This window comes from Nocardioides sp., from assembly GCF_036493135.1.
Lineage (GTDB): Bacteria > Actinomycetota > Actinomycetes > Propionibacteriales > Nocardioidaceae > Nocardioides.
Map to the genome: position 1 here is coordinate 1 of NZ_DASXQG010000036.1, position 18,606 is coordinate 18,606.

General features: G+C 71.0%; 16 protein-coding genes. 5 read left to right on the plus strand and 11 right to left on the minus strand.

The window, feature by feature from the left end; translation table 11 throughout:
- From VGJ24_RS05790 to truA, 7 genes are all read right to left on the minus strand, one after another.
- A partial coding sequence (locus tag VGJ24_RS05790; protein ID WP_331499554.1) for an ATP-binding cassette domain-containing protein occupies nucleotides 1–1,051 on the minus strand: 1,051 nt, incomplete at its 3' end.
- Nucleotides 1,052–1,105: 54 nt separating this feature from the next.
- Nucleotides 1,106–4,201, minus strand: a complete 3,096-nt coding sequence (locus VGJ24_RS05795) for an ABC transporter permease (protein WP_331499555.1) — start codon at nucleotides 4,199–4,201, stop codon at nucleotides 1,106–1,108.
- Nucleotides 4,198–6,318, minus strand: a complete 2,121-nt coding sequence (locus VGJ24_RS05800) for a hypothetical protein (protein WP_331499556.1) — start codon at nucleotides 6,316–6,318, stop codon at nucleotides 4,198–4,200. The genes VGJ24_RS05795 and VGJ24_RS05800 overlap by 4 nt, the downstream gene beginning before the upstream one ends.
- Before the next feature lie 6 nt (nucleotides 6,319–6,324).
- Nucleotides 6,325–7,050, minus strand: a complete 726-nt coding sequence (locus VGJ24_RS05805) for an ABC transporter ATP-binding protein (protein ID WP_331499557.1) — start codon at nucleotides 7,048–7,050, stop codon at nucleotides 6,325–6,327.
- Nucleotides 7,047–7,835 (minus strand): ABC transporter ATP-binding protein, encoded by a 789-nt coding sequence (locus VGJ24_RS05810; protein WP_331499558.1) that lies wholly within the window; start codon nucleotides 7,833–7,835, stop codon nucleotides 7,047–7,049. The genes VGJ24_RS05805 and VGJ24_RS05810 overlap by 4 nt, the downstream gene beginning before the upstream one ends.
- A gap of 599 nt (nucleotides 7,836–8,434) precedes the next feature.
- Nucleotides 8,435–9,067, minus strand: coding sequence for a class I SAM-dependent methyltransferase (locus VGJ24_RS05815; protein WP_331499559.1), 633 nt, complete (start codon nucleotides 9,065–9,067; stop codon nucleotides 8,435–8,437).
- Nucleotides 9,064–9,852, minus strand: coding sequence for a tRNA pseudouridine(38-40) synthase TruA (gene truA, locus VGJ24_RS05820; RefSeq protein ID WP_331499560.1), 789 nt, complete (start codon nucleotides 9,850–9,852; stop codon nucleotides 9,064–9,066). The genes VGJ24_RS05815 and truA overlap by 4 nt, the downstream gene beginning before the upstream one ends.
- A 38-nt stretch (nucleotides 9,853–9,890) precedes the next feature.
- On the opposite strand from truA, the gene VGJ24_RS05825 reads away from it, so the two are divergent.
- The 4 genes from VGJ24_RS05825 to VGJ24_RS05840 all read left to right on the plus strand — a co-directional run bounded on the left by VGJ24_RS05825 (nucleotide 9,891) and on the right by VGJ24_RS05840 (nucleotide 15,485).
- Complete coding sequence (locus VGJ24_RS05825) at nucleotides 9,891–11,594, plus strand: FAD-dependent oxidoreductase (RefSeq protein WP_331499561.1); 1,704 nt, start codon at nucleotides 9,891–9,893, stop codon at nucleotides 11,592–11,594.
- Nucleotides 11,595–11,703: 109 nt separating this feature from the next.
- Entirely contained in the window at nucleotides 11,704–14,406 is a 2,703-nt protein-coding gene (locus VGJ24_RS05830) for a UPF0182 family protein (protein ID WP_331499562.1), read from the plus strand.
- A 210-nt stretch (nucleotides 14,407–14,616) separates the two neighbouring features.
- Entirely contained in the window at nucleotides 14,617–14,979 is a 363-nt protein-coding gene (locus tag VGJ24_RS05835; protein ID WP_331499563.1) for a metalloregulator ArsR/SmtB family transcription factor, read from the plus strand.
- Complete coding sequence (locus VGJ24_RS05840; RefSeq protein ID WP_331499564.1) at nucleotides 14,976–15,485, plus strand: SRPBCC domain-containing protein; 510 nt, start codon at nucleotides 14,976–14,978, stop codon at nucleotides 15,483–15,485. Before VGJ24_RS05835 ends, VGJ24_RS05840 begins: the two co-directional genes overlap by 4 nt.
- A 46-nt stretch (nucleotides 15,486–15,531) precedes the next feature.
- Here VGJ24_RS05840 and VGJ24_RS05845 read toward each other — a convergent pair whose 3' ends face one another.
- Nucleotides 15,532–15,969, minus strand: a complete 438-nt coding sequence (locus VGJ24_RS05845; RefSeq protein ID WP_331499565.1) for a hypothetical protein — start codon at nucleotides 15,967–15,969, stop codon at nucleotides 15,532–15,534.
- A gap of 25 nt (nucleotides 15,970–15,994) precedes the next feature.
- Nucleotides 15,995–16,888: a carbohydrate kinase gene (locus tag VGJ24_RS05850; RefSeq protein ID WP_331499566.1), complete on the minus strand. Its 894-nt coding sequence runs from the start codon at nucleotides 16,886–16,888 to the stop codon at nucleotides 15,995–15,997.
- A gap of 47 nt (nucleotides 16,889–16,935) precedes the next feature.
- Between VGJ24_RS05850 and VGJ24_RS05855 the strand changes: the two genes are divergently transcribed.
- The gene (locus VGJ24_RS05855) at nucleotides 16,936–17,583 is read left to right on the plus strand and encodes a hypothetical protein (protein ID WP_331499567.1); all 648 of its coding nucleotides are present in this window, start codon (nucleotides 16,936–16,938) and stop codon (nucleotides 17,581–17,583) included.
- Between the two features lie 51 nt (nucleotides 17,584–17,634).
- Here the strand turns inward: VGJ24_RS05855 and rplQ are convergent, their stop codons facing one another.
- Nucleotides 17,635–18,231, minus strand: a complete 597-nt coding sequence (gene rplQ / locus VGJ24_RS05860; RefSeq protein ID WP_331499568.1) for a 50S ribosomal protein L17 — start codon at nucleotides 18,229–18,231, stop codon at nucleotides 17,635–17,637.
- A gap of 137 nt (nucleotides 18,232–18,368) precedes the next feature.
- A partial coding sequence (locus VGJ24_RS05865) for a DNA-directed RNA polymerase subunit alpha C-terminal domain-containing protein (RefSeq protein ID WP_331499569.1) occupies nucleotides 18,369–18,606 on the minus strand: 238 nt, incomplete at its 5' end.

The following is an 18,606-nucleotide window of genomic DNA, read 5'->3' on the forward strand; positions in this document are numbered from 1 at the left end:
ACGGATGCATCAGCCCGGTCAGCTCGAGGCTCTCGCAGACCACGGCACGCTTGCCCGTGCGGCCACCCTTCAACCGCATCGACACCTGCTGCTCGCGCGGCTGCTCGATCGGCGGACCGGCTTCCTCGAACTTCCGGAGCCGGGTCTGGGCGGCCTTGTACTGCGAGGCCATGCCGTCGTTGTACTCCGCCTTGATCTTGAGCCGGAGCACCAGCGCCTTGATCTTGGCGTGCTCCTCGTCCCAGCGTCGGCGCATCTCCTCGAGCCGGGCGAACCGGTCGCGCCGCGCCTCGTGGTACGACGCGAAGCCACCGGGGTGGGTCCACACCAGGTTGCCGGCGGCGCCGAGCTCGACGGTGACGATCCGCGTCGCGGTGTTGTTCAGCAGCTCGCGGTCGTGGCTGATGAACAGGATCGTCTTGTCCGACTCGCTGATGCGCTGCTCCAGCCAGACCTTGCCGGGGACGTCGAGGAAGTTGTCGGGCTCATCGAGCAGCAGCACCTCGTCGGGGCCGGCGAGGAGGTACTCGAGCACGAGCCTCTTCTGCTCACCGCCCGAGAGCGTGCGCAGCGCGCGGTACTTGGCGCGGTCGTAGGGGACGCCGAGCCCGCGCACGGTGCACACGTCCCAGATCACCTCGAGGTCGTAGCCGCCGGCGTCGGCGTACTCGGCGAGCGCCTCGGCGTACCGCATCTGGTTCTTCTCGTCGTCGGTCTGCATCAGCGCGAGCTCGCACTGCTCGACCTCGGCCGTGGCCTCGCGCACGCGGGGCGGCGACACCGACAGCAGGAGGTCGGCGACCGTCGGGTCGTCGCCGAGTCCGAGCCCGACCATCTGGCGCATCACCCCGAGCCCGCCGGTGCGGGTGATCACGCCGGTCTGCGGCAGGAGCTCGCCGGTGATGATGCGCAGCAGCGTGGTCTTCCCGGCGCCGTTCGCGCCGACCAACGCCACCTTCGCGCCGTCGCCGACCCGGAACGAGACGTCGTCGAGCAGCACCCGACCGTCCGGCAGCTCGAAGTGCACTCCGGCGACATCCACGTGACCCACGAGAAGTCATTCTCGGTGAGGCGACCGGCGTACGCACCTCCGTTTCGAGGAGGATCAGCGGGCGTTCTCCCGCAGGGACGACGTGCGGGCGCCGCGAACGGTCAGGAACGCGAAGGCCGACGCCGCGACGACCAGCCCGACGAGCACCAGCGCGCTGAGCGCGACGGCGGAGCCGATGTCGAACGACGGGACGACGCGGGGCACCAGCGACGAGTCGACGAAGCCCAGAGTCACGGTGCGGACCACGACGTACTGCGCGACGCCGCCGGCGGCGACGCCGGCCAGCGCCGCGGCGCCGAGCACGACCACGAACTCGGCCACGACGCCGACCATCACCGACCGGCGTTTCACGCCGACGACCCGCAGCGAGGCCGCGTCGCGGCGGCGGGCCGGGAGCTGTACGGCGAGGTTCGCGGCGAGACCCGCCAGCGCGAGCAGGATGACCAGCGCGGTGACGACGACGTACAGCCGCAGCGCGAGGGCGAAGGCGTCCTGGTCGAGCACGTGCTTGGTCCCGACCTCGCTGGTCGCGTCGGACAGGCCGTTCGCGGCCAGCGCGTCGAGCACGGGCTTCGGGGTGTCGGCGCGCGCCCAGATGTACACCAGTGTCGTGCTGCTGTCCTGGGAGGCGTTGCGGACGAACGCGGTGAAGTCGATCAGGATCCCGGAGGGTCCCCGCAAGGGCATCGACTCTGCGGGCGCCCCGGCCGGCGCCACCTTGAACAGGCCCGACACCCCGGTCGGGAGCTGCCGCTCCTCGGTGACCAGCCTTCCCCAGAGCACCGGGGCGACGGCGGGTACGTCGGTCGGACTGATGCCGGCGTAGGACTCGGGGCCGCCCGCCCGGAAGGTCATCGTCAGTGCGCCGTTGTGGAGCACGACCTTCTTGACCGCGGTGGCGGTGTTGATCAGCGACGCCTGCGGCCGCCATGGGGTGTCGAGGGTGCCGGGCACCTGGTTCCCGTCCACCGTGAACGACTCGATCGTGGCAGTACCGTGCATGGCCTCGACCAGCGCGGACGGCCCGCCGAAGCTGATCTTCTCCACCTGGCAGCGGGTCTGGCAGGCACCCAGCTTCGCGGTCTTCGTCGACCGGCCCGGCTTGAAGGGACCGACGTTGACGTCGCGCAGCACGCCGTTGTCGTCCAGCACGGTCACCGCCACACCGAATCGGGCGTAGTCACCGTGCACCTGGTTGTCGACCGTCAGCGACAGCGAGGATCCGTGGAAGACCACGGGCGGCCGCCGCGGTCCGATCGCACGGGCCACGTCGGCCACGCTGCTGCCGGGCGTCCACTGCGCCGGCCACGACGCCACACGCGCCAGCCGGGTCGCGTCCACGACGACCCGCGGCGTCGGGAGGGAGCTGACCTCGTCGGCATCGGGAAAGTCCTGACCCGCCGCCATCAGCCAGCGGCCGCGGGGGTCGATCTCGTGAGTGAGGCCGACGGCCCGCGACATCGAGAGGTTGGTCGAGTAGGACAGCGGTGCGCCCACCTGGGTCGCGGCCGCGCTGGCCCGCCAGGTCGAGGCCGCGAGCGAGACGCCGACCGCGAACACCGCCACGGTGAGGGCCGCAGTGACCGGGAGGATCACCAACGTCCCCTCGTGCCGACGGCGCACCGTCCGCGACGCGACGTACGACGAGATGGCGCGGCGCCGCCTCGACCACCGCACCCACAGCCCGGCGAGCCCGAGCACCAGCAGGCCGACGAGCAGACCCGCGGCGACCGCCAGCAGGATCGGCAGGAACAGATCGGTGGCGTCGGGCTTCTGCGGATGGCTGCGGCTCGCGGCGGTGACGAGGGCGGCTGCGGCCAGGGCCACCAGCGCCAGCCGCAGCACGACGACGGCGCGGCCGGCCTTGGTGGGACGGCGTACGCCGGCGATCTGTGCGCTGAGCGGCTCGCTGACCGCGTCGCGCACCACGACCGCGGCCACGACGGCCGTCACCAGGACGACCCCGAGCGCGCTGAGAGCGCTGGCCAGGATGAACGGGACCGGCAGGTCGGGCACCAGCCAGCGCCGGGCAAGGATGCGCGAGGCGAGATAGCCGAGCACGATGCCGAGCGGCGTGGCGGCGGCCAGGATCACCAGCGGCTCCGTCATGCCGAGGAACCACAGCTGGCGGCGGCTGTAACCGCGCAGAGAGGCGAGGGCCAGCTCGCCCCGGCGCAGCGTCATCGACGCCGCCAGCAGTCGCGAGAGCAGGACGAGCGCCACCAGGATCAGCGACAGGACCGCCGGCTCCACGGTGGAGCGCGTGACACCGCGCCGGTCGATCAGCTGCGAGGCCGTGCTGGGCAGCTGGTTGCCGACCTCGAGGCTCAACCCGCCGAGCAGTTCGCCGTGCTGGTCGGCTCGGCTGAGCGCCTTCACGCGTGCCGCGGCGGCCCCGAGATCTTCCGACGTCATGTCCGGAGGTGTGGCGAGTGGCTGATCGACCGTCACGTACCACGGCCGGTGCCGCGCCTCGATCCCCGCCTGCGTCGTGATCCAGGGTCCGGGAAACGCCGGCACGGTCTTGATGGGTGTGGACAGGCCGGGCGTCGACTCCAACCGTCTGCTGCCGCCCCAGAACGCGTCGTCGGCCGGGCGGTCGCCAGCGGTGTAGATGCCGACCACGTGCAACGGTGCGGCGTCGCCGTACGGGTTGAACGAGTCGCCGACCTTCAGCTTGTTGTTCAGCGCGTCGACCCGCAGCATGGCGATCTCGTCCGGGTTGGTCGGGCAACGGCCCTCGAGGTTCACGTGGTCGCAGGCCCCCGGCACGGAGACCATCCGCGGCACAGAGGGAGCCCCGCTGGCACTGTTCAGCTGCACCTCGGGCAGCGGCTGCCAGACGATCGCGTGACCGGGGAGATACGCGGCGCCGGACTCACGGGTGGTCTCCTGAAGAGCAGTGACCGTCGCCGCGTCGATGTTCTCGCCACGGTCCGGGTGGTAGTCGTAGGTCAGGCCGGTGTTGATCGACGGCTGCGCTCGGAGCTGGGCGATCACGAACGAGTTGGCGGCGTTCTCCTGGTAGCTCGGCCCGACGACCGCCGAGCCGATCGCGATCAGGGTCAGCAGCAGCGAGCCCGCACTGAGCACCCAGCGGGCCCTGAGACCGCGCAGGCTCGTGGCCAGGAGCCACCGGAACCGGGTCATTGGTCGGCCGATCGCAGGGCGGCCGGGCGCGCGCCCCGGCCGAAGCGGGTGAACACGAGCGCGCACAGCAGCGCGGTCACCGCGGCGACCCCGATGACGACGGTCGCGAGCGTCAGCGGACGGATCTCCAGGCGCAGGATCGGCGCCTCCGCCCAGCCGCCTACCAGGCTCATCGGCTCGAGCAGCGGCACCGTGGTGGCGACGGCCGCGATGGCGGCGGCGACGAGGACCACCGCGGCCAGGATCGACGCCTCCACGACGTACGCCCTGCGGACCCTGCGTGGACGGATGCCGGCCGCCCGCAGCCCCGCGACCTCGGCGCGACGCCGGCCGACCTGGCCGGCCAGCCAGGCGAGCAGGTGGGTCAGCGCGACCAGGGCGGCCCCGATCGCGACCAGGAGCGCGAGCGAGTCCGCCCGCGCCTGCGGGGTGTGGTCGAGCCGGTCCGCGACCGCGGCGTATGTCGCGGGCGTGCCGCCGCCGTCCTTGTGCAGCTGCGCGAGCACCGAGGCCGGTGTGTCAGCGCGCGCCACGACCACCGCGCTGGCGCTGGCGACGGTGCCGATCGCACCCCGCAGCACGTGGCCCAGGTCGAGCAGAGACCCGGCACGACCGACGAACGGGACGGCGCCCACGGAGCCGAGGACGCGGATCTGGTGGGTGGTCCCGTCGATGCCGTCGAGGGTGGCCGCGGGCCTCAGGTCGGGCGTGGTCAGCGCGGCCTGCGGCTCGCCTTCCTGGCCGACGACCAGGGCGTGCTGCGTGTGCCCACCGGGATACGACGTACTGCCGAGGAGCTGGGTGCCGCCGGCCGACACCTGGTCGAGGTCGAAGGCGGCGCCCCTGAGGTCGACCGAGATCACCGAGCATCCGACGGCGCAGTGTCCGAGGGCGCCGGTGGTCGTGCCGGGATGGGTGACGTGGACGCGCGCAGTACGCGGGAAGCCCTCGTCGCTGAGGAAGGTGACGGCGACGATGCCGGTCGTGCCCGCCCGGATCGAGGTGACGTCGACCTCGAGCGAGTCGGCGCGCATCATCATCGGGCCCGGCTGGTCGGCGAGCGCCGCCATGTGGTCACCGGCCCCGGCCACGCTGGTGCTGGTGACGAAGTCGCCGACCACCGCGTTCCAGCGGTGGGAGTCGACGAACACCCGACGGTCGGCGGGCGAGAGCTCGTCGACGGCGACCGCCGCCATCAGCCACCGGCCACGCGGGTCGGCGTCGTGCGCGGCGGCGTACGCCCGGAGCGCGCCGGCCTTGAACGGCACCGCGATCGGTCCGCCCGCGCGGAGACGTCCGGCATCGTCGCGCCACTGGGCGGCCGCCCGGGCTCCGGTCAGGGTGACCGCCAGGAGAACGGTCGCGGCGACCAGGACGCGCACCACCGAGCCGGGGTCGGGGTCGCGTCGCAGCCGCCGGCTGGTCAGCGAGAGGCCGAGGCGGCTGCCGAGGCGTGGGGTCAGCGCGAGCACCCACATCACCAGCTGTCCCGCACCCAGCGCGACGAGGGCGGGGGCGATGGTGGGTACCCAGCTCGCCTCGCTGCGGTGTGCCTCGTAGAGGGCCAGGCACGCCGCCACGACCACGAACAGCTCGAGGAACGTCGTGATCCACGAGGTGGGGTGCCGCCGGGGGCTCACCGACAGCGCCTCGAGGAGCGGCCGCCTGATCACGGCGGCGGCGACCAGCGCGATGGTGACCCAGGCACCGATCAGGATGGCGACAGCGACCACGACCTCGCGGGTGCCCAGGCTGTAGTCGATTCCCCAGCCGTCGGCGATCCGGCCCGCGAACCGGACGCCGACCACCGACCCGAGCGTGATCCCGACCAGGCTCACGGCCAGCAACGGGCCGGCGGCGAAGGTCACCAGGCGGGCCCCGGTGAGACCGCGGAGCCGGGCCAGCGCGACGTCGTGGCTGCGGTCGACGACGGTCCGTGCGGACTGCTCCGCCAGGGCCACCGCGCCGTACAGAGCGAGCATCGCGGCCACCGCCCCGGGTGTCTGGCCGACGCGCGACGCACCGACCACACCGACGGCTCCCGCCGAGACGACGAACGCCAGCGCGAGCGTCGCCAGCGACGGGAGGAGGTGAGCGCGGATCCCGCGGAGGAGCACGCCGGCCTACCGCCCGCCCGCGTACGCCGAGTCCTCGGCGGGGACCAGCCGGCCCTCGTCGAGCACCAGCGTGCGGTCGGAGCCCTCGACCACCGCGGGGTCGTGGGTCGCGACGACGACGATCGCCCCACGCGCCGCCTCGGCCCGGAGCTGGTCCATCACGTGCTCGCGGTTGCCCTCGTCGAGCTCGCTGGTCGGCTCGTCGGCGAGCAGGATCTCGGGCGAGACGGCAAAGGCGCGGGCGCACGCGACGCGCTGCATCTGTCCACCCGACAGCTCCTCGACCTGCCGGTCGCCCAGGTCGCCGATGTGGAAACGGGTGAGCTCCTCGTCGGCGCGCTCGTCGGACTCGTCCGGGCGGACGCCGCGGGCGCGCAGCGCGATCGCGACGTTCTCCCGGGCGGAGAGGATCGGGACCAGGCCGTAGACCTGCAGCACGAACGCGACCTCGTGGCGCGGGTCGCCGTCGCCCTGCCACATGTGCCGCCCGCCGTACGTCGAGAAGCCGGTCGTCGGCTTCACGATGCCGCCCGCGATCGAGAGCATCGTGGTCTTGCCCGACCCGGACGGACCGGAGAGCGCGGTGACCTCGCCCGGACGGAGCTCGAGCGTGACGCGCTCCAATGCCCAGCGGCCGCCGACGTTGAACGAGACGTCCTCGAGACCGAGGTCGCCCTGCGCCGAGATGGCGTCACGTTCGGGCGTGAACGCGTGTCGACCCACGGCCGTCATCGGAGCTCCTCCTCGTCGCTGTCGTGGTCGCCGCGGCTGAGGAGCAGCCGGTCGTCGGGCTCGGGCTCGATCCGCACCAGCGTGCCCGCCGGCCAGTCGCGGGCGATGTGGGCGGGCAGGTGCACGACACCCTCGGCGCCGACCACGACATACTCGGCTCCGGCGCGACCCTCCATGCCGACGCGGCCACCTCGCATCGTCACCGTGCGCGGGAACGTGCCCGCGACTTCGGGCTGGTGGGTGACGACCAGGATCGTGGTGCCGAAGTCGTTGCCGAGCCCGTGGATCAGGTCGAGCATGTGGTCGCGGTCCTCGTGACTGAGCTGGCTGGTCGGCTCGTCGGCGAGCAGCAGCTGCGGCGCGGTGGTGACGCTGCACGCGAGCGCCAGCCGCTGCCGCTCTCCACCCGACATCGACGAGACGACCTGGTCGCCGTGCTTCTCGAGGCCAACGCGGCGGAGGAGCTCGGCGTCACCGAGGGTGCGATCGGGGTCGCTGCTCGCCGACCGGCTGAAGCGGAGGTTCTGTCTGGCCGTGGCGTAGTGGAGGAGGTTGCGGGTGGCGCCCTGGAGCATGGTGCTGACCCGGGAGGCGCGGACCCGGGTCAGCTGGCGCTCGCTCATCCGCGAGATCTCCTCGTCGCCCAGGAAGATCTTTCCGGCGCTGGGCTTCTGGATCCCGCCGAAGAGCGTCAAGAGCGTCGACTTGCCGGAGCCACTGGGCCCCAGGAACGCCACCCGCTCGCCCGCGTCGACGGTGAGGTCGACACCCTGCAGCGCGACCACGTCGTGTCCCTCAAAGGTCTTGTACAGATGCACCAGACCCTGGCACCGAACGGACAGACCACCGGTCCGCTGTGCCCCTTCCTGGGCGACGTGCTGCATGTGTTCCTCCACCGTGACGGGCCGTCCAGCACCGGGCGTCGTGACCCTTGCGTTGACCCGGTTCCGGCAGTCAAACGGCCGGGGTGAGGTCGAGCAAGCACCGATCGTCTCCCGTGACCCGATCGATACCCGTCTGACGCGCAGGCGGCCACCCCGGTTGTCACCACGCTTCTCCGGCCCGCGGCTACCGCGTATGTGGACCGGTACGTCGGCGCCGGTCGCACACCAGGTCAGGCCGGTCCGGTCAGGCACTCACAGCCTCTGTTGAGTTCCGCCTCAGGGTCTCGCAAGCCTTTCGAAGCACTATGGAGACAGCGAAGCCCGCGGGGGACCCGAGACTCCTGCGGGCTTCGACCTCGTTGTCAACGCCCGCCCTGGACCCCCCCACAGGCGGGCGTTGTCATGCCCGGGGGAACGCATTGACCTGCCCGCCATCCTCTCGGATCCAGCGGATGTCAGGTGTCGAGTGATCGGCAGTTCGGCGACCTGAGGTCGGTGGGTCATGCGGAGGTGTCTGCCGCTCGCCGCGACTCCAGCACCCGGAACCCCTTGGCGCTGGCCAGCCGGTCGGTCGGGTAGCCCTGCGTGGTCAGCCAGGCCTGGAGGGAGTCGCCGCCGAGATTCTTGCCCACGACCATCACCGCCCGGCCGTCCCGCCCGAGCCGTGCGAACCAGTGCAGCAGCAGCTGGTGCAGCGCCTGCTTGCCGATGCGGATCGGCGGGTTCGACCAGATCTCGTCGTACGCCGTGCCGGCCGGCGCCTCCTCGGGGGCGCAGGCGCGGAACCGGTCGGCCAGCCCGAGCCTCTCGGCGTTCTCGTTGGCGAGGAGCACAGCACGCGCGTTCACCTCGACGCCGGTCACCGACCCGGCCTCCGCGGGTACGCCGTCGGCTCGCCACGCCGCGGCGACAGCCAGGCCGATCGCGCCGTACCCGGTGCCGAGATCGAGGACCCGCCCCGGCCCGGGCGGCTCGGTCTCGCGGAAGAGGACCGACGTTCCGATGTCGAGCCGGCCCCGGCTGTACACGCCCGACCCGCTGACCAGCTCGAGGCGCTGTCCCCACATCTCGCAGCTGAAGGGTTCGCGTGCGAACGGGACCGACGGATCTGCGGAGAAGTAGTGGTCGGTCACGCCGGCTCCCGCTTGGTCCGCGCCTCGTCCCTGCGCGCGGCCAGCTCGGCGTCGGGTGGATAGCCGACCTCCTCCAGGGTCAGCCCGTGCGGTGGTACGACGGTGACGGCCGGGTCGCGGACGGCAGCGGCGAGAACCTCGGCCGGCCATCCGACCGGACGACGACCCTCCCCCACGGCCAGCAGACAGCCCACGAGCGACCGGACCATGTGGTGGCAGAACGCATCTGCCCGGACGGTGCCGGTCAGGAGGTCTCCCTCGCGGACCCAGAACAGCGCCAGCAACGTGCGGATCGTCGTCGCGCCCTCGCGTTGCTTGCAGAAGGCCGCGAAGTCGCGGAGCCCGAGCAGCGCGGCCGAAGCCTGGTTCATCGCGTCGACGTCGAGCAGCCGCGGCCAGCTGAGGACGTGCCCGCGGGTGAGCGGGTCGGGCACGCCGTCGCAGACCCGATACGCGTAGCGGCGCCACAGGGGGGAGAACCGAGCGTCGAACCCGTCCGGGGCGATGACCACGCGGCGTACCCGGAGGTCCGCTGACAGCACGCCGTTGAGCCGGCGCGCCAGCAGCGCGAGATCAGGAATCGCTTCGACGTCCACATGGACCACCTGACCCCGCGCATGCACGCCGGTGTCGGTCCGGCCGGCGCACACGGTCGAGACCGTCGGCACCCGCAGCACCGTGCCCAGGGCCGCCTCCAGGTCGCCCTGAACCGTGCGCAGCCCCGGCTGCGCGGCCCATCCGTGGAACGCGCTGCCGTCGTAGGCGAGGTCGATCCGCAGCCGCACGCCGAGCACTCTAGGCCGATGCCGCCTAGGCTTTCGGCGTGGTTCCGACAAGCTCGACCGACGAAGACGTGGACGACCGCCCTGCCATCTTGCTGGTCTCAGAAGAGAACTCCGAACTCCTGCTCGACGAGTTCGGCCGCTACGCCCGCGACTACGACGTGCGTGCGGTCCGCAGCGCCGCCGAGGCCAAGGCCACCGTCAAGAACCTGTTCGGTGAAGGCCGTCAGCTCGCGCTGGCCGTCTCTGAGTCGGTCCTGCCCGACGACGACGTGCTCGCCATGTTCCAGCGCATGCGCACCTACGTTCCGACCGCCCGCCGCCTCATCGCGGCCCACTGGAGCCGGTTCCGCGCGGACGCCGAGGCACTCCGACCCGCCCTCGCCAAGGGGAAGTACGACGCTTACCTGCTGATGCCGCGCGGCGCACGCGACGAGGAGTTCCACACGGCGGTCTGCGAGATCCTGTCCGACTGGGGGTCGACGGTGGCCGCTCCGGTGGTCGAGACCCTCCGGATCGTCTCGCCGTCCAACGACGGCGCGACCCTCGCGGTCCGTGACTACCTCGACCGGATCGGCGTACCCGCTCTCGTGCACGATCCCGAGAGCGGGATCGGCCGCGAGGTCCTGGGTCGGCTCGGCAAGGAGAACCCGCACTACCCGGTCGTCGAGCGCTGGGACGGCGAGCCCTACGAGGCCGCGTCGGTGCGCGACGTCGCCGTGTCGATCTACGGCCGCCCCGACCAGATCGAGGTCGACCGCATCGCCGACCTGGTCATCGTCGGCGCCGGCCCGGCCGGCCTCGCCGCGTCCGTGTACGGCGCCTCCGAGGGCCTGACGACGGTCACCATCGAGTCCGAGGCGATCGGCGGCCAGGCCGGTACGAGCTCGATGATCCGCAACTACCTCGGCTTCCCGCGCGGCATCTCCGGGATGCGCCTGGCGCAGCGCGCGCGCAACCAGGCGATCCGGTTCGGGACCCAGTTCTTCACCGGCTGGCCGGTGACCCGTCTCGAGATCGGCGGGCTGGGCGAACCGTTCGTCGTGTGCACCGAGGGCGGCGACGTCCGCGCCCGCGCCGCCGTGATCGCCTCCGGCGTCACCTACCGCAAGCTCGGGGTCGAGACGATCGACCGGATGGTCGGCAGCGGCGTGAACTACGGCGCGGCAATGACGGCCGCCCGCGAGATGGAGGGCCTCGACGTGTGCGTCGTCGGCGGCGGGAACTCCGCCGGCCAGGCCGCGATCCACCTCTCCCGCTTCGCCCGCAGCGTCACCATCCTGGTCCGGCGGCCCGACCTGACCGCGACCATGTCGGCGTACCTGATCGGTGAGATCGCGTTCAACCCGCGCATCACGGTCGAGGGCTGCCGCTGCGTGGTCGACGGCGGCGGCGAGGGCCGGCTGGAGTGGATCGAGGTCGAGGACACGTCGACCGGCGAGCGCACCCGGCGCGAGACCGGCGGGCTGTTCCTCCTCCTCGGAGCCATCGCGCACTGCGACTGGCTGCCGCCCGAGGTCGCCCACGACCCGAACGGCTTCGTGCTCACCGGGCGCGACGTCCCGTCGCCGGCCTGGCGCGACGGGCTGCCGCCGGAGAACCTCGAGACCACCGTGCCCGGCATCTTCGCCGTCGGTGACATCCGGTCCGGCTCGATGAAACGGGTCGCCAGCGCCAGCGGCGAGGGCGCGTCCGTCGTCCCGTTGGTGCATGCCTGGCTAGAGCCCACACCGACGCCGGTCTGACGCCGTACGACGTGCCTGGGCGCGGGCGTTGTGAGCCGCGCCACGGGCGCATCCGCAACGCCTGTGCGGAAGCGGGTTCGCGACCAGCCCGTTGGTAGTGTTCGGTCCCGTGCCAGCGGCCTCCCAGGACCGGTTCTCTTCGGTCCGCACCTCCCGGTTGAAGCGGCTCGGCATCCGGCTCCTCGTCGCAATGATCGCGCTCTACGCGATCTACGAGGCCTTCATGGCCTTCGTGAACATCCGCACCAACGTGCTCTGGTTCCGCTCGGTCGAAGCCGGCTCGGTCTACGGCACCATCCTCGGCGCCCAGATCCTGCTCTTCACCGTCTTCGGGGTCCTGGCCGCGCTGGCCATCGCCGCGGCACTGGTGCTCGTGATCCGCCAGAGACCACGGTTCCGTCCCGACCCGACCCGACAGAAGTGGCGGCACGGCTACCTCCGCTTCGAGAAGCGCTTCCGGATCTGGCTGATCGCTGTCGTGGCGCTCTACTGCGGGATCCGCGTCGGCACCAGCGCGGCCCACCGCTGGCAGGCCTACCTGATGTGGCGGCACGCCCAGCCGTTCCACCAGACCGACCCGCAGTTCCACCGCGACATCTCCTACTTCGTGTCGGTGCTGCCGTTCCACAAGGCCGTCGTCGGCTACCTCTCCTCGATCGTGGTCACCGCATTGGTCGTCACCCTGGTGGCGGCGTACCTCTACGGCGCGCTGCGGATCCGTGGCCACGGGCGCAAGATGACGCCGGCGCTCAAGGCTCAGGTCTCGGTCCTGCTCGGCTTCTACCTGCTGTTCAAGGCCGCGTCGTACTGGCTCGGCCGCTACTCCCTCACCACGTCGAACCGCGGTCCGGTGACCGGGTTGTCCTACACCGACTCGCACGCGGTGCTGCCCGGGCTGACGATCCTCGTAGGCATCGCGGTCGTGCTTGCGCTGCTGCTCTTCGCCAACGCGTGGCTGCGTCGCCTGCGCTGGATCGCCGTCGCGATCGGCGGCATGCTCGTCGCTGCTCTCGTGCTCGGCACCTTCCTGCCCTCGATCGTCTACCGCTTCCGTGAGCAGCCGAGCGCCTCCACCGTCGACCGCCCCCTGATCGCGCGCAACCAGGCGGCGACGCTGAAGGCCTTCGGGCTCGACAAGGACGTGACGACGCAGCAGTACGGCGCTCCCGGGACACCCTCGACCACGTCGGTGGCGCGTGCCTTGCGCGCGGCGCAGATCCGGCTGCTCGACCCCAACAAGCTGACGCCGACCTTCAACGTCAGGCAGGAGATCCAGGCGTTCTACCAGTTCAAGACGCCGTTGGACATCGGGCACTACCCCCTCGCACAGCGCGACCAGGACGTCGCGATCGCGGCACGCGAGCTCAACCTCTCCGGGATCCCGCGCAGCTCGTGGTCGAACAACCACCTCATCTACACCCATGGGTACGGCGTGGTGGCGGCGCCCACCGACCGGATGGACGAGAAGAACGGCACCCCGATCTTCATCAACGGCTACCTGCCCGCGGTGAACCAGATCCCGGTCGACGTGCCGCAGATCTACTTCGGCCAGCACTCGCCGTCGTACTCCATCGTGGGCGAACCCCCGGGCAGCTCCAAGAACGTCGAGTTCGACCACCCGAGCACCAACGGCGGGTCGGCCGGAGTTCACAGCACGTTCCAGGGCAAGGGCGGCGTGCCGATCGGCTCGCGCCTGACCCGCTTGCTGTACGCCGTGAAGCTCGGCGACCCGAACATCTTCTTCTCCCACGACATCAACTCCGCCTCGCAGCTGCTCACGGTGCGCGATCCGCGCCACCGGGTCGGGCAGGTCGCGCCGTGGCTGAACCTCGACGGCGACGTCTACCCCGCCCTGGTCGACGGCCGAGTGCAGTGGGTCGTCGACGGCTACACGTCGAGCGCGAACTACCCCGAGTCCGAGCGGGTGAACCTCCACCAGGCGACGGCGAACTCACTGACGAACGCGACGGGCATCGCCAGCCAGCCGAACACCCACGTCAACTACCTGCACAACTCGGTGAAGGCCGTCGTCGACGCCTACAGCGGCAAGGTCACGCTCTACTCCTGGAACCAGCAGAACCAGCCCGACCCGGTGCTGCAGACGTGGGAGAGCGCGTTCCCCGGCCTCGTGCAGCCCGAGTCGAGCATCCCGCCGGCGCTGCTGAAGACCCTGCGCTACCCGCAGGATCTCTTCGACGTGCAGCGCCTGCTGCTCACCCAGTACCACGTGGCCGACCCCAGCGACTTCTACAACGGCGCCGACTTCTGGAAGATCCCCAACGACCCGACCATCGCGGCCACGAACACCCTCAACGGCGGTGGCACCCGTGGCTCCTCGCCCACCCTCCCGTCGACGTACATGTCGCTCTCCCCGACCGGCGACGGCGCGGCGGCGTGGGCCCTGTCCTCGCCGATGGTGACCCTCAACTACCGCGAGCTGGCGGCCTTCCTGACCGTGAACGCGCAGCCCGGCCCCGACTACGGCAAGTTCACGCTGCTCGACTTCCCGGCCGGACAGTCCGTCGAGTCGCCTGCCCAAGTCCAGAACGACATCGAGTCCGACAGCGAGATCGCCAGTGCGCTGACCCTGCTCCGCGGCAACTCCAAGGTGGTGCTCGGCAACCTGCTCACCATCCCCTTGGACAACAAGGTGCTCTACGTCGAGCCGGTCTACGCCCAGGCCCGTGGCACCAACACCTTCCCGACCCTGCGCCACGTGATCGCGGTCTACGGCGATGGCAAGCCGGCCTTCCGCTCGACCCTGACCGGCGCCCTGCGCCAGGCCATCGCCAACGACGCCGCAGCCGGCTGACCGATCTCGTCGCGCAGGTCGCGGGGTTGTCGTATCGGCGCGATCGCGCGGTTGTGACAGGAGATCCGGTCCCAGAGCTGTCATAACTGCGCGATCGCGCCGTTGTGACAGTGCCCCGACCATCCATCCTGTTCAACTGATCGGTTGACAACGCTCTCGTTCTGGCTCTAGAGTCATACTCAACCGCATGGTTGAGGAAAGAGGGGCGAGATGACCGACCAGCTCACCCGGGTCTTCGCCGCCCTGGCCGACCCGACCCGCCGCGACATGGTGGCCCGGCTGACCGACGGTGACGCGACCGTCGGCGACCTGGCCGCGCCGTACGCCGTGAGCATCCAGGCGGTCTCCAAGCACCTGAAGGTGCTCGAGGAGGCCGGCCTGGTCACCCGCAGCCGCGACGCCCAGCGACGTCCCGTGCACCTGGAAGCCGAGGTGTTCGACCTGATGACCAAGTGGATCGAGCGGTACCGCAAACGCGCGGAAGAGCGCTACCAGCGCCTGGACGCCGTCCTGGCGGAGATGAACGACCACACGACCGAGACCGAGCTCCCACAGGAGGGGACCGCATCATGAGCACCGCACCCAACACCGCGACCCGCTACGACGAGGCCGCCATCGAGGCCGACCCGACCGTCCCGATGATCCACATCTGGCGCGACTTCACGGGGACGCCGGAGCAGCTCTTCCGCGCGCACACGGACCCGGAGCTGTTCGCGCGCTGGATCGGCCCGGAGGGGATGACCGCCACCATCCTGGAGTGGGACGCGACGGACAACGGCAAATGGCGTTACTCCGCCGGCGATCGGAACGACGACCCGCAGCTCTTCCGCGGCAGCTTCCACACCGTCTCGCCGGAGAAGATCGTTCAGACCTTCACCTGGGAGGGCATGCCGGACGGCGTGGCCCTCGAGACACTCACCTTCGAGGACCTCGGCGACGGCCGCACCCGCCTCCATGCGCAGTCCCTGTGCGACAGCTTCGCGGACCGTGACATGTGGCTGCGCGAGAGCGGCATGGAGATCGGCGTCCAGCAGGGGTACGCCGCCCTCGACCGGATGCTCGCCGACGGCAGCCTCTGAGGAGGCTCGCAACGGCCTTCCACGAGGCGTTCGGCGGCGCGCGGTGTCAGGCAGCCTCCGCCTTCCGTAGCACCGACTGGAACTGCTTGCGGAGCGTGCGCGCCCCGACGAGCGGGATCAGGGCACCGACCAGCTTTCCCCGGAACGACTTCCCCACGCGGGTCAGCGTGACCCGCACGTCGGTGCCTCCGTCGGCAGCCGTGAGCTGATAGCGCCAGCCGCTGCCCGGCGCCCAGAGGTTCGAGTCCAGGGTGTCGATCGTGACGGTGCCGGCCGTGGCGTCCCACGAGTACCGCTCACGCTCCCAACCCAGCGAGTTGCCCTCGGTGACCTGCGCCCAGTTGGGGCCCTGATCATGCACGGTGAAGTGGGCCTCGTCGACGTTCGGCCATCGGCTGGCCCGATCCGGGCCGAAGTCGGTGAACATCGTCATCACGTCGCTCGGCGACAGGCTGGTGTGGACGGTGAACTGAGTGCTCGGCATCGCGGGTCTCCTGGGTGGATGGGGGTCAGAGCAGCTCGTGGCGGTACGGCGGATCGGCGCCGGGGCGCGACACGGTGACCGCCGCGGCGCGGGCCGCATGGCGCAGGACGCCTTCGATCTCGTGGGTCTCGAGGCCGGTGAGGCGGCCGCCGAGTGCGTCGAGGTCCCACAGGGCATCGAGGATGCCGGCGCCGAAGGTGTCGCCGGCGCCGATGGTGTCGGCGACCTCGGCCTCGGCTGCGGGGACCTCGGCCCGCAGTCCCTGGCCGAACCACACCGACCCGTGCCGGCCGCGGGTGACCACGACGGCCTCGGGCCCGAGCCCCATCAGGCGTTCGACCACCTGACCGGCGGGCTCGCCGGGGTACAGCGCCTCGAGGTCCTCGTCCGAAGCCTTCACCAGGTCCGCGAGCGCCACCACGTCCTCGACCGCGCGCACCACGTCCGGTCCGGATCCCGTCACGGCGGGCCGGGCGTTGACGTCATAGCTGACGGTCGCGTGGGGGCGCAGGGCCTCGAGCAGACGGCGTACGTCGGAAGCTCCGGGCTCCAGGACGGCACCGATCGAGCAGGTGTGCACGACCACGGGCGAGAGGTCGGGTATCGCGCCCAGGCGCCAGTCGATGTCGAAGGTGTACGACGCGCCCCCGTCCGGCGCGATCGAGGCCATGGCCGTTGCGGTGCGCACGAGGGAGTGCGGGTCGCCGACCAACCCGACGGCCGACTGGTTGAGGTGGCGCGCCAGGGCGGCGCCGCGCTCGTCGTCGCCGTACGCCGTCAGGAACTGCACCGGACGGCCGAGGCGGGCCATCGCGACCGCGACGTTCGCGGCGCTGCCCCCGACGTGCTCGACGGTCGTACCGTCGGGTCTCTGCACGATGTCGATCAGAGCCTCGCCGACCACCAGCACTCCTGCCATGGCGTCTACCCTGTCGCACCGGGGCCGGGAGATGCACACTGTCCGCCATGACGACGCTCGGGACGACGACCCCCACGCGACGCGAGCAGCCTCTGCTGATGTGCGTCCTGGTGGCGGCGGTGGTCGTGGCGGGCTACCTGGCCTACTTCAAGATCATGATCCAGGTCGTCCCGCATCTCGCGGGGCACTGGCCGGACGGGCTCCTCGGCTTGCTGCGGTTCCTGGTCGAGGTCTCGCCGTTCGCACTCCTGGGTCTGGTACTGCTGGCCTGGGGCCGGATCGGCTCGCAGCGCATCGCCGGCGCCCTCTGCGCGCTGCTCGCCGGGATCGCGAGCTGGGGCATCCCGTACGCCTACCAGAAGCTCTTCTACGAGCGCGATCACATCACCCAGACCAACCTGCGGGTCTTCGAGTGGGTGGTGACGCTGCTGGTCCCCACCCTGGTCGCACTCGCATGGGGCCTGGCGCGGCGTTCCGGCCGTGCCTGGCTGCTCGGTGTCCTCGTCGCACCCGCCCTGGCCGGGGCCCGCCTCATGCTGCAGCTGCACAACGGGGGCTGGCAGTCCTGGGAGTTCCACCACGGCCAGTGGTGGGTCGTCCGGCTCGAGTACATCACCCCGATGGTGGCGGCCTGCCTGGTCTGCTGGCTGATCGAGGTCGGTACGTCGCGCCCCGAAATGGGGTCGTCCGCTTGAGCGGCTGCTAGAGCAGCCTGTCAAGCGGACGACTGGGTTTTCGCTGGCCGGTCAGGCCTTGTCGGTGGTCTCCGGCGCGGTCTCGTCGACCACGCTCTCCTCGGCGGGAGTCTCCTCGCCCACGGTCTCCTCGGCTGGAGTCTCCTCGCCCACGGTCTCCTCGGCTGGAGTCTCCTCGGTCACGGTCTCCTCGGCGGTCACCGGCTCCGCCGCCTTCTTGGCGGTCGACTTCTTCGCCGCCGACTTCTTGGCCGCGGACTTCTTGGCAGCCTGAGCGGCCTTCGGCTCGTAGGCCTCGGTCACCAGCTCGATCACGGCCATCGGGGCGTTGTCGCCCTTGCGGGGACCGATCTTGGTGATCCGGGTGTAGCCGCCCGGGCGCTCCGCGAACCGCGGCGCGATCTCGGTGAACAGCTCGTGCACGACCGACTTGTCACGGACGGTCTTGAGCACCTCACGGCGGTTGTGCAGGTCACCGCGCTTGGCCTTGGTGATCAGCTTCTCCGCGACCGGGCGCAGGACGCGCGCCTTGGTCTCGGTGGTGGTGATCCGGCCGTGCTCGAACAGCTGGGTGGCCAGGTTGGACACGATCAGCCGCTGGTGCGACGGGCTGCCGCCGAGGCGGGGACCCTTCTTGGGCTTGGGCATGGTCTCTCTCGATTCTCCCCGGCCGTGTCAGGTACCGGAGTAGATGGAACGTTCGATCAATGTCAGGCCGCCTTGCGAGCACGCTCGCTGCGGCGTTCCCCTCCTACCTCAGTGACCGGCTTCGCCGGCCTCTGAGGTCAGTAGGACTCATCCTCGATGAACGCGTCGTCCTCGTCGTCGCCGTACGCCGCGAGGGCGGCCTGCGGGTCGAAGCCGGGCGCGCTGTCCTTGAGGGACAGACCCATCTCGTGCAGCTTCGCCTTGACCTCGTCGATCGACTTGGCGCCGAAGTTGCGGATGTCGAGCAGGTCCTGCTCCGAGCGCGAGATGAGCTCACCCACGGTGTGGATGCCCTCGCGCTTGAGGCAGTTGTAG